Source organism: Oerskovia jenensis (assembly GCF_016907235.1).
Lineage (GTDB): Bacteria > Actinomycetota > Actinomycetes > Actinomycetales > Cellulomonadaceae > Oerskovia > Oerskovia jenensis.
This window is the reverse complement of sequence record NZ_JAFBBO010000001.1, coordinates 1,837,875-1,848,365: the sequence shown is the minus strand read 5'-3', so window position 1 is coordinate 1,848,365 and position 10,491 is coordinate 1,837,875. Positions and strand designations below refer to the sequence as shown.

General features: G+C 73.8%; 7 protein-coding genes. 4 read left to right on the top strand and 3 right to left on the bottom strand.

Annotated elements, in window-relative coordinates:
- Positions 1-11: 11 nt before the first annotated feature.
- Positions 12-1,304 (bottom strand): alpha/beta hydrolase, encoded by a 1,293-nt coding sequence (locus JOD49_RS20710; RefSeq protein ID WP_205306745.1) that lies wholly within the window; start codon positions 1,302-1,304, stop codon positions 12-14.
- A gap of 163 nt (positions 1,305-1,467) precedes the next feature.
- Between JOD49_RS20710 and JOD49_RS08270 the strand changes: the two genes are divergently transcribed.
- Genes JOD49_RS08270 through recQ form a run of 3 tightly spaced genes read left to right on the top strand, consistent with a single transcriptional unit; the run spans position 1,468 to position 6,018 of the window.
- The gene (locus JOD49_RS08270) at positions 1,468-2,712 is read left to right on the top strand and encodes an NAD(P)-binding domain-containing protein (protein WP_307822452.1); all 1,245 of its coding nucleotides are present in this window, start codon (positions 1,468-1,470) and stop codon (positions 2,710-2,712) included.
- Complete coding sequence (locus JOD49_RS08265) at positions 2,709-4,169, top strand: MFS transporter (RefSeq protein ID WP_205306743.1); 1,461 nt, start codon at positions 2,709-2,711, stop codon at positions 4,167-4,169. Before JOD49_RS08270 ends, JOD49_RS08265 begins: the two co-directional genes overlap by 4 nt.
- Positions 4,129-6,018, top strand: a complete 1,890-nt coding sequence (gene recQ / locus JOD49_RS08260; protein ID WP_205306742.1) for a DNA helicase RecQ — start codon at positions 4,129-4,131, stop codon at positions 6,016-6,018. Before JOD49_RS08265 ends, recQ begins: the two co-directional genes overlap by 41 nt.
- A 112-nt stretch (positions 6,019-6,130) precedes the next feature.
- Here recQ and JOD49_RS08255 read toward each other — a convergent pair whose 3' ends face one another.
- Complete coding sequence (locus tag JOD49_RS08255) at positions 6,131-6,847, bottom strand: GNAT family N-acetyltransferase (RefSeq protein ID WP_239525169.1); 717 nt, start codon at positions 6,845-6,847, stop codon at positions 6,131-6,133.
- 311 nt (positions 6,848-7,158) lie between these two features.
- Here JOD49_RS08255 and JOD49_RS08250 point away from each other — a divergent pair, with 311 nt between their 5' ends.
- Positions 7,159-8,013, top strand: coding sequence for a hypothetical protein (locus JOD49_RS08250; RefSeq protein WP_205306741.1), 855 nt, complete (start codon positions 7,159-7,161; stop codon positions 8,011-8,013).
- A 138-nt stretch (positions 8,014-8,151) separates the two neighbouring features.
- Here JOD49_RS08250 and acs read toward each other — a convergent pair whose 3' ends face one another.
- Positions 8,152-10,182: an acetate--CoA ligase gene (gene acs / locus JOD49_RS08245; RefSeq protein ID WP_205306740.1), complete on the bottom strand. Its 2,031-nt coding sequence runs from the start codon at positions 10,180-10,182 to the stop codon at positions 8,152-8,154.
- Between the last annotated feature and the right edge of the window lie 309 nt (positions 10,183-10,491).

The following is a 10,491-nucleotide window of genomic DNA, read 5'->3' as shown; positions in this document are numbered from 1 at the left end:
GGCCGGACCCCTCACGGCTGCGCCAGGTGCTCGGAGAGGAAGCTCAACCCGTACGGCAGGCCCGCGTGGACCATGGCCCACGTGTGCCCCTGGCCCTTCTCCTCGCGCAGCTCGACGGTCTGGCCACGCTCGACGAGCGCCGCGGCGAGCCGGCGGTTGGCCTCGCGGTCGACACGCGGGGACTCGGTGCCCCCGTCGAGGAACACGGCGACGGGCTCGGGGAAGTCCATGGTCGGGACGTAGCGGCTGGGGGAGTTGGCGTCGAACTCCTCCTGGGTCGCGAGCATCCTGCGCCCGCCCTCGCCCGGGTCGCCGTAGGGCTCGAGCGCCATGATCGCCCCGAACGTGTCGAGGTGGCGCAGGCCCAGGTTGAGCGCGCAGAACCCGCCCGAGGACATCCCGCCGATCGCGCGGTGCTCACGGTCGGGCACGGTCGGGAAGCTCTGGTCGACCCACGGGACCACGACGTCGGTCACGTACGTCTCGACCTGGGCGCCGCCCGTCGTCGAGTCGAGGCACTCGGTGTCGCGCGAGGACGGCCCGGTCCCGTTGACGTCGACCGCGACCAGGATCATGGGCCGGACCAGCCCGGCGCCCAGCAGCGTGTCCATGACGTTCGCGCTGTCGGCTGCCGCGAACCAGTCGCTGGGCTGGCCCGGGCTGCCGTGGAAGAGGTAGACGACGGGGTAGCGCGTCGCGGCCGACGGGTCGAAGCCGGGCGGGGTGTAGACCCACGTGGTGCCCGCGGCCATGCGTAGGTCGGGGGCCTCGACCGGGGTCGCGGTCACCGATCCGGTCGTCGAGGACCCGTCGTGCTGCGAGGGCTCGTCGCGGTGGCTCGGTGGTGGGTCGGCGAGGCCCCACCCGGCCATGGTGATGCGGACGGCCGCGACGTTGGGCACGTAGCCCGCGTACGCGTTGACCGCGGCAGTGACCGCGAGGACCACGAGGAGCCCCGACGCGACGGTCCCGACCCACGCGCGCCAGGCGCCGTGCCGTCGCCCCGTGCGCTTGCCCGAGCCCGAGCCCGAGCCCGAGCCCGAGCCCCCGCCCCTGCCTTCGGTGTCGCCGTCGCCGTCGGCGCCGGTGCTCGCGTCCCGCCTGGCCCCGGCACCCCGCCGCCGGTCCCACGCGACGAGGACCGCCACGAGCACCGCAGCGGCCGCGAGCAACCCGACCGTCCACCACGACGACACCCAGTCGCTGCGCCCCGCGAGCTCGCGCAGCACCGCGGGCGGCAGGGTCGGGGCGATCTCGGGCTCGGGCAGCGGGGCGGCGTCGGGCAGGACGTGGAACGGGCTCACCCTTCCAGCGTGCCCGCCGCGCACAGGTTCCACCGGGCGAACCTCCAGGTGGGCAGCAAGGTCCACGGGACGTCCACAGTCCGTCCCCACGCGGGGCGTCGCTGTGCGACGCGTCACGGCCGTGACCCGGATGGGTCCTGTGCTCGGCGCGGTTGGTACGGGTGTGAGCACCTCGTCCGCACCGGTACACCCCGTCGACGTCCTCGTGGTGGGCGCGGGCCAGGCCGGTCTCTCGGCCGCGTTCCACCTGCGTCGCCGGGGCTTCGTCCCGCTCGGCCTCGACGGTCTCCCGTCGAGCGGGCCCGACGACGACGCCGCCTCGGGCGTGCGGCGCACCTTCGTGGTGCTCGACGCGGCGCCCGCCCCGGGCGGGGCGTGGCAGTTCCGGTGGCCGTCGCTCACCATGGCGCAGACGCACGCGGTGCACGACCTGCCCGGCCTGGCCCTCGACGCGGGTGACCCGCAGGAGAGCGCGAGCACCGCCGTCGGGCGGTACTTCGGGGCGTACGAGCAGGTCAACGACCTGCGGGTGCTGCGGCCCGTCGCGGTGCGCGAGGTGCGCGACGACCCGGGCTCGGACGCGCTGCTCGTCGGGTCGACCACGGCCGACGGGCCGGTGACCTGGCGTGCGCGGACGCTCGTCAACGCGACCGGTACGTGGACCAAGCCGTTCTGGCCCTCGTACCCGGGCCGCGAGACGTTCGCGGGCACGCAGCTCCACACGCACGACTTCGGTGCCGCCGAGGACTTCGCGGGCAAGCGCGTCGTCGTGGTGGGCGGCGGCGCGTCCGCGACCCAGTTCCTGCTCCAGATCGCGCCGCACGCGGCCTCGACCACGTGGGTCACGCGCCGCGAACCCGTGTGGGTCGGCGGTCCGTTCGACGAGAACCGAGGGCGCGACGCGGTGGCCCTCGTCGACGAGCGCACGCGCGCGGGCCTGGCCCCGGAGAGCGTCGTGTCGGTCACGGGGCTGCCGCTCACGCCCGCGTACGAGGCGGGTATCGCGTCGGGCGTCCTGCGGCGCCTGCCGATGTTCGCGCGCGTCGTGCCCGACGGCGTCGCGTGGGACCCCGGCGTCCGTGCCGACGGCGTGACGCACCAGGGTGCCGACGTGATCCTGTGGGCCACGGGCTTCCGGGCCGCGCTCGACCACCTCGGGCCGCTGGGGCTGCGAGGTCCCGGCGGGGGGATCGTCATGGACGGTCCGACCGTGGTCGCCGACCCCCGCGTCCAGCTCGTCGGGTACGGGCCGAGCGCGTCGACCATCGGGGCGAACCGGGCAGGTCGCGAGGCGGTGCGCGCGGTGCTGCGGGTGCTGGACAGCGACGTGTCAGAACCAGCGAGCGCTCCAGGTCACGCTCGTTCTGACAGTCCGGTGGTGGCACCCGCAGCTAGGCTTCCGAGGTGACCCCCGAAGCCCTGCCCGAGCCCCCCGACGGCATCGTCGACCCACCCGTCGACCGCGTCCAGCGACGGACGGTCACCGTCCTCGCCGCGAGCCAGGTCTTCGGCGGGATCGGGGTCGCGACGGGGATCTCGGTGAGCTCCCTCATCGCGTCGGAGCTCTCGGGTTCCGACGCCATCGCCGGCCTCGCCCAGACCACGGCCGTCGTGGGCGCCGCGATCGTCGCCCTGCCGCTCTCGCGCCTCGCCGAACGCCACGGCCGACGCCGGTCCCTGGCCACCGGGTACGTCGTCGCGTTCCTCGGCGCGCTCCTCGCGGCGACCGCGACCCTGCTCCAGACCTGGCCCCTGCTGCTCGCCGGGATGCTCCTGTTCGGCGCAGGGTCCGCGACCGGCCTCGCCTCTCGCTTCACCGCGACCGACCTCGCCCGCCCCGAACGCCGGGCCACCGACCTGTCGGTCGTCATCTGGGCGACGACCATCGGGTCGGTCCTCGGACCGAACCTCGCCGGGGCGACCGAGAAGCTCGGCCTCCTGCCCGGCCCGGTGGGGGAGCACGGCGCGCACGGCACGTCGGCCCTGCCGCTGCTCGTCGCGGCCTTCGCGTTCGCCGCGGCCGCGACGTCCGTCTGGCTGCTCCTGCGCCCCGACCCGCTGCACGTGGCCGCGGCACGCGCAGCGGCGGGGACGACGCCGGCCGGCATCGCCCCCGCCCGGCCCACGGCGAGCGGGACCGCCGCGCACACGCCCGAGGGGGCGGCGCCGTCGGGCCTCGTGGACACGCCGAGCACGGCCGACGCACCCCCTGTCCCGATGCCCCCACGGCCCGGCTTCCGTGCGGGACTCGCCGCCGGGTGGGCCGTGATCCGCGCCTCGGCGACCGCGCAGCTCGCGCTCGCCGCGATCGTCGTGAGCCACCTCGTGATGGTCGGGCTCATGTCCATGACGCCCGTGCACATGGGGCACGGCGGCGCGAGCCTGCAGATCATCGGGATCGTCATCAGCGCGCACATCGCGGGCATGTACGTGCTCAGCCCTGTCATCGGGTGGGCCGCGGACAAGGTCGGCCACGCGCGCGTGCTCGCGGCGGGCGGGGCGATCCTGCTCGCCTCGGCCGTGATCGTCGCCGGGGCGCCGAGCGACGACTCGGCGCGACTGACCGTCGGGCTCGTGCTGCTCGGGGTGGGCTGGTCGTGCGGCCTCGTGGCCGGGTCCGCGCTGCTCATCGACGCGACGCCCGCCGCGGACCGCACGCAGGTCCAGGGGCTCTCGGACTTCGCGATGAACCTCGGCGGAGCGGTCGGCGGGGTGCTCGCGGGCATCGTCATCGCGGTCTCGTCCTACGCTGCGCTCTCCTGGGGCGCCGCGGCGCTGCTCGTCGCGTACCTCGTGCTGGTCGCGGGGCGGCTCCTGCGCAAGGATGGGCCGCGATCCCCCGGACGCCGGCCGACCCGATCATGAAGGAAGCACCCACCCCGTGACAGCCTCTGCCCTGCCCGAGACCCGCACCGCGCTCGACGTCCTGTCGACCGTGTTCGGGTACGACCACTTCCGGGGCGACCAGGCCGAGATCATCGACACGGTCGTCCGCGGGCACGACGCGCTCGTCCTCATGCCCACGGGCGGCGGCAAGTCGCTGTGCTACCAGATCCCCGCGCTCCTGCGGCCCGGGACGGGCGTCGTCATCTCGCCCCTCATCGCCCTGATGCAGGACCAGGTCGACGCACTGTCCGCGCTCGGGGCCCGCGCCGGGTTCCTCAACTCGACGCAGTCCGTGCCCGAGCGCCGCGCGGTCGAGGACGCGTTCCTCGCCGGTGAGCTCGACCTGCTGTACCTGGCCCCCGAGCGCCTCGGCGTGCCCGAGACCGTGCGCCTCCTGCAGTCCGGCAAGGTGGCCCTGTTCGCGATCGACGAGGCCCACTGCGTCTCGGCCTGGGGCCACGACTTCCGGCCCGACTACCTCCGGCTGACCGTGCTCGCCGAGACGTGGCCCGACGTCCCGAGGATCGCACTCACCGCGACCGCGACGCAGCAGACCGCCGACGAGATCGTCCGACGCCTCGAGCTGCACGACGCCCGCACCTTCGTCTCGAGCTTCGACCGCCCCAACATCACCTACCGCATCGCACCCAAGGACTCCCCGCGCACCCAGCTCGTCGACCTCATCCGGGCCGAGCACGCGGGGGACGCGGGCATCGTCTACTGCCTCTCGCGCGCCTCGGTCGAGACCACCGCCGAGCACCTGAACGCGCACGGGATCCCGGCGCTGGCCTATCACGCGGGCATGCCCGCCGGTGCGCGCGCGGCCAACCAGTCCCGGTTCCTGCGCGAGGACGGCATCGTCATGGTCGCGACCATCGCGTTCGGCATGGGCATCGACAAGCCCGACGTCCGGTTCGTCGCGCACCTCGACCTGCCCAAGTCGGTCGAGGGCTACTACCAGGAGACGGGCCGCGCCGGACGTGACGGCCTGCCGTCGACCGCCTGGCTGGCCTACGGGCTCCAGGACGTCGTCCAGCAACGCCGCATGATCGACACCTCCGAGGGCGACGCCGCCCACAAGCGCCGCATGGGGGCGAACCTCGACGCGATGCTCGCCCTGTGCGAGACCATCACGTGCCGCCGGGCCCAGCTCCTCGCCTACTTCGGTCAGGACGGGCCCGCGTGCGGGAACTGCGACACGTGCCTCGCCCCGCCCCAGTCCTGGGACGGGACCATCGCCGCGCAGAAGATCCTCTCGACCGTCCTGCGCCTCGAACGCCAAGGGCAGCGGTACGGCGCCGGGCACGTCGTCGACATCCTGACCGGGAAGTCGACCCCCCGGATCACCTCGCTCGGGCACGACCAGCTCCCCGTCTTCGGCGTCGGCGCGGATCTCAGCGCCACCGAGTGGCGCGCGGTCGTCCGGCAGATCCTCGCCCAGGGTCTGCTCGGTGTCGACAGCGACGGGTACGGCACGCTGAGCCTGACCGAGGCCGCGGACCCCGTGCTCGGTGGCAAGCAGGAGGTCCGGCTGCGCCGGGACGTGCGGACCAAGACGTCCCGCACCCGCAAGCCCGCCGCGGCCGCGGCCGACGCCGAGCTGACGCCCGACGCCGCGGCGCGCATGGAGACGCTGCGCGCCTGGCGGGGAGCGACCGCCAAGGAGAGCGGGGTGCCGGCCTACGTCGTCTTCCACGACGCGACCCTGCGAGCGCTCGCACAGCGCAACCCGACCTCGATCGACGACCTGTCCGACGTCAGCGGGATCGGTGCCGCCAAGCGCGAGCGGTACGGCGCTGCGATCCTCGAGGTCCTCGCCGAGGGGTAGCGCGGCCCCTTGGTGCGCGGCCCCTTGGTGCGCGGCGTCGGGCGTCCGGGTCGGCGCCGGGCGTGCGCCGGGCGCGCGTCGTCCGCGCGTGGCGACCGTCGGGCGCGCGTCGTCAGCGCGCGGCGACCTGCTTGTAGAAGATCGTCGTCGACACGAGAGCGCCACCCGCGACCTTGGCGAACCCCGGCACCGAGCCCGCCTCGGTCCACCCCCACCGCCGGTAGAGGGACTCGGCCAGACTCCCCGTCTCGGTGTCGAGCATCAGGAGCGTGAGCCCCTCGGCACGGGCGAAGCGCTCGATCGTCGCCATGAGACCCGGCGCGAACCTGTTGCCCCGCGCCTGACGGTGGACCAGGAGCTTGACCACCTCGGCGCGGTGCGCGCCGTTGTCCTTCGAGGTCAGGGCGAGCGAGGCGGTCGCGACGATCCTGCCCGAGTCGTCGCGCCCGACCCACGTGCGGTGGTCCGGGTCCGCGAGGAACGCGGACCACCAGGCCGTCGCGGCCTCCTTGGTCGGCGCCTTGACCCACCCGACGCTCGCGCCGCCCTGGACGCAGTCGATCAGCACGTCCGCGAGGTGGGACAGGTCGGCGGTCCTGGCGGCGAGGCTGTCGAGCAGCGAGAGCCCGGCCGGGGCCGGGGCGCTCGCCGGCCCCGGGCGGCCGGAGGCGGGGGAACCGGGCCGGCCCGGCTGGTCCGATCGACCCGGCCTGCTCGCCTGGGTCGAGCCTCCCGGGCGCCCTGACCGGACCGTGGTCCCACCTCGCGTGGTCGAGGGGACGAGCGCGCCACCACCGGGCGCGGGGAACGTGAGAGGTTCGATCCGCATGGCCGTCACGCTAGCCACGACGAGTTTCGGTCCCGTGAACACCAGGAGCCGTCCCTGTGTCCGACGGAGCGGCGTGTCCGACGGAGCGGCGAGCGGCACCCGGGGCCCCTCGTGTCAGAACCAGCGGGTACCCGGGGGCTCGCTGGTTCTGACAAGCCGTGAGCGCGACCGAGCGTGTCAGAGCGAGCGTGGCCTCCAGACCTCGCTGGTTCTGACAGGACGGCCCGGGCGGGTCGCCGCGCGGCGCACCCCGACGCCGGGAAGACTGAAGGTCCACGCGTCGTGCGCGACGCGCATCCTCAGGAGGTCCCGTGTTCCTCAGCCTGCTCGCCGCGATCACCGCCGCGATCGGCTACGGCGTCAGCACCGTCATGCAGGCCGTCGCGGCCCGCCGCGCACAGGGGCTCGCGGTCGTGCGCCAGCCGCTCGTGATCCTCGCGTTCACGGTCGACCTCGTCGCCTGGTTGTTCTCGCTCGTCGCGCTCGACCACCTGCCGCTGTTCGTGGTCCAGGCCGTCCTCGCGAGCTCGCTCGTCGTCACGGTGCTGCTCGCCCGGGTGTTCCTGTCGGTGCCCATGCGTCGGATCGACGTCGCGGCCATGACCGCCATCGTGGCCGCGCTCGTGGTGCTCGGGATCGCGGGTGGTGAGCAGCCCGCCCCTGTGCCGCCGGACTGGTTCGCGCCCGTGCTCATCGGGGTGGCCGCGGGGCTCGCGGTGGTCGCGCTGGTCTTCTACAAGGCCGGGACGCCCGTGCTGCTCGCGGTGATCGGGGCCCTGGGGTACTCGGGGGCGGCCGTCGCGGCGCGAGGTGCGCACGCGTCGGGGGACCTCTGGGACACGATCCTCCAGCCGCTCGCGATCGCGATCGTGCTGTTCGGGGTCGTGGGCGCGCTCGCGTACCTGCGCTCGCTCGAGCGCGGCAAGGTCGGGACGAACGCCGCGATCCTGTCGGTCGTCGAGGTCGTCGTCCCGGGGGCCGTGGGCATCGCGGTGCTCGGGGACACGATCCGCTCGGGCTGGGACCCGGCCGTCGCCGTCGCGGCGCTCGTCGCGCTCGCGGGCTGCGTGGTCCTCGCGACGAGCCCCGCGAACGAGGCGGCCGAGGCGGGGGAGGCGAGCGACGGCGTCGGGCCGTCGAAGGACGCGGCGGCCGAGCCTGCGTAGGACGCACCCGGCAGGGCAGGGGAAGGCCACGAGGCCCGACGGCGGAGCGCACCACGTGCGGTGGCCGCACCCGGGGCCCGGCAGGCCTCGGGTGCGGGCCGCCCGGCGCGCCGACCAGCTCGGCGCGCCGGGCCGGGCTCAGTCCTCCGAGCCTGCCGGCTTCGCCAGCCCCGACGCGATGAGCGTCATGACGGACGAGTCCGCGAGCGTCGTCGCGTCCCCGACCGTGCGGTTCTCGGCGACGTCGCGCAGCAGGCGCCGCATGATCTTGCCGGACCGCGTCTTGGGCAGCTCGGGGACCACGAGGATCTTGCGGGGCTTCGCGATGGGCCCGATCTCCTTGGCCACGTGGTTGCGCAGCTCGAGCTCGACCGCCGCGGCCCCGTCGGCGTCCGCCGCACGGGCCGCGTGCTCGCCGCGCAGGATGACGAACGCGACCACGGCCTGACCCGTGAGCTCGTCCGTGGCGCCCACGACCGCGGCCTCGGCCACGAGCGGGTTCGACACCAGCGCGGACTCGATCTCGGTGGTCGACAGGCGGTGGCCCGAGACGTTCATGACGTCGTCGACGCGGCCGAGCAGCCAGATGTCGCCGTCCTCGTCCTTCTTGGCGCCGTCACCCGCGAAGTAGATGCCCGGGAAGCGGGACCAGTAGGTGTCCTTGAAGCGCTCGAGGTCTCCCCAGATGCCGCGCAGCATGGAGGGCCACGGCTCCGACAGGACGAGGTAGCCCCCGCCGCCGTTGGGCACCGGCTGCGCGTTGTCGTCGACCACGTCCGCGACGATGCCCGGCAGCGGGACCTGGGCCGAGCCCGGCTTGGTCGCGGTCACGCCCGGCAGCGGCGAGATCATGATCGCGCCCGTCTCGGTCTGCCACCACGTGTCGACGATGGGTGCCTTGTCGCCACCGACGACGCGGCGGTACCACATCCACGCCTCGGGGTTGATGGACTCACCGACCGAGCCCAGGACGCGCAGGCTCGTGAGGTCGAACTTGTTCGGGATCTCCTCGCCCCACTTCATGCAGGCGCGGATCGCGGTGGGGGCCGTGTAGAAGATCGAGACCTTGTACTTCTCGATGATCTCCCACCAGCGGCCCTGGTGCGGGGAGTCGGGCGTGCCCTCGTAGATGACCTGCGTCGCGCCGTTGAGCAGCGGGCCGTACGTCACGTAGGAGTGGCCCGTGACCCAGCCGATGTCCGCGGTGCACCAGTAGACGTCGGTCTCGGCCTTGAGGTCGAACACGTTCTTGTGGGTGTACGACGCCTGCGTCAGGTAGCCGCCGGTCGTGTGCAGGATGCCCTTGGGCTTCCCGGTCGTGCCGGACGTGTAGAGGATGAACAGCGGGTGCTCGGCCTCGACCCACACGGGGGTGTGCTGCACGTCGGCCGCCTCGAGGGCGTCGTGCCACCAGACGTCGCGTCCCTGCGTCCACTCGACGTCCTGCTCGGTGCGGCGCACCACGAGCACGTGCTGGACGGTCGTGGCCTCGGCGCCCTCCTTGGGGGCGAGGGCCTCGTCGACCGCGGGCTTGAGGGCCGACGCGGCACCGCGGCGGTAGCCGCCGTCCGCCGTGATGACGACCTTGGCCTCGGCGTCGGCGATGCGGCTGCGCAGCGCGTCGGCCGAGAACCCGCCGAACACGACCGAGTGCGGGGCGCCGATGCGGGCGCAGGCCAGCATCGCGACGACGGCCTCGACGATCATGGGCAGGTAGATGACGACGCGGTCACCCGTGGTCACGCCCAGCGCGTTCAGGGCGTTGGCGGCGCGCGAGACCTCGCGCTGGAGGTCGGCGTACGTGACGGTGCGCGTGTCGCCCGGTTCGCCCTCGAAGTGGATCGCGACGCGGTCGCCGTTGCCCGCCTCGACGTGCCGGTCCACCGCGTTGTACGCGGCGTTGAGGGTGCCGTCCGCGAACCAGCGGGCGACGGGGGCGTTCGACCAGTCGAGGGTCTCGGTGAACGGGGTCCGCCACGACACGAGCTCGGTGGCCTGGCGTGCCCAGAACGCGAGACGGTCTGCCCGGGCCTCCTCGTACAGCGCGGGCTGGGCGTTGGCCTGGGCCGCGAACTCGGGGCTGGGAGGGAAGCTGCGCTCCTCGTGCAGGAGGTTCTCCAGACCCGGGGTCCCGGCCTGTCCGTCGACCTTCGTCTCGGTGGTGGTCACATTCTCAGGCACTCTTACCTCCGGTGCGCATCGACTCTGGTGCGGGGCTCGTGACGTGAACCCTCCGCCTGCGAGCGGCCGGGAGGGTGCGAGACACGTCGAGCGACGGGGCCTGTCCTGCCCCGACCGGGCCGAGTCTAGACCCCATCGGGTGACCCGCGTCACTGCTTCCAGAAAATGGCGAGGGTGCTGACAAAACGGTGCGCGGCGTCGTCGGGCCAGGGCTCCTCATGCGACACGGTCGCAACGGTGCCACGATGGCGGGAACCCGAACTACTGACCAGGTGCGCAGCGCTGCGCACTGCGAAG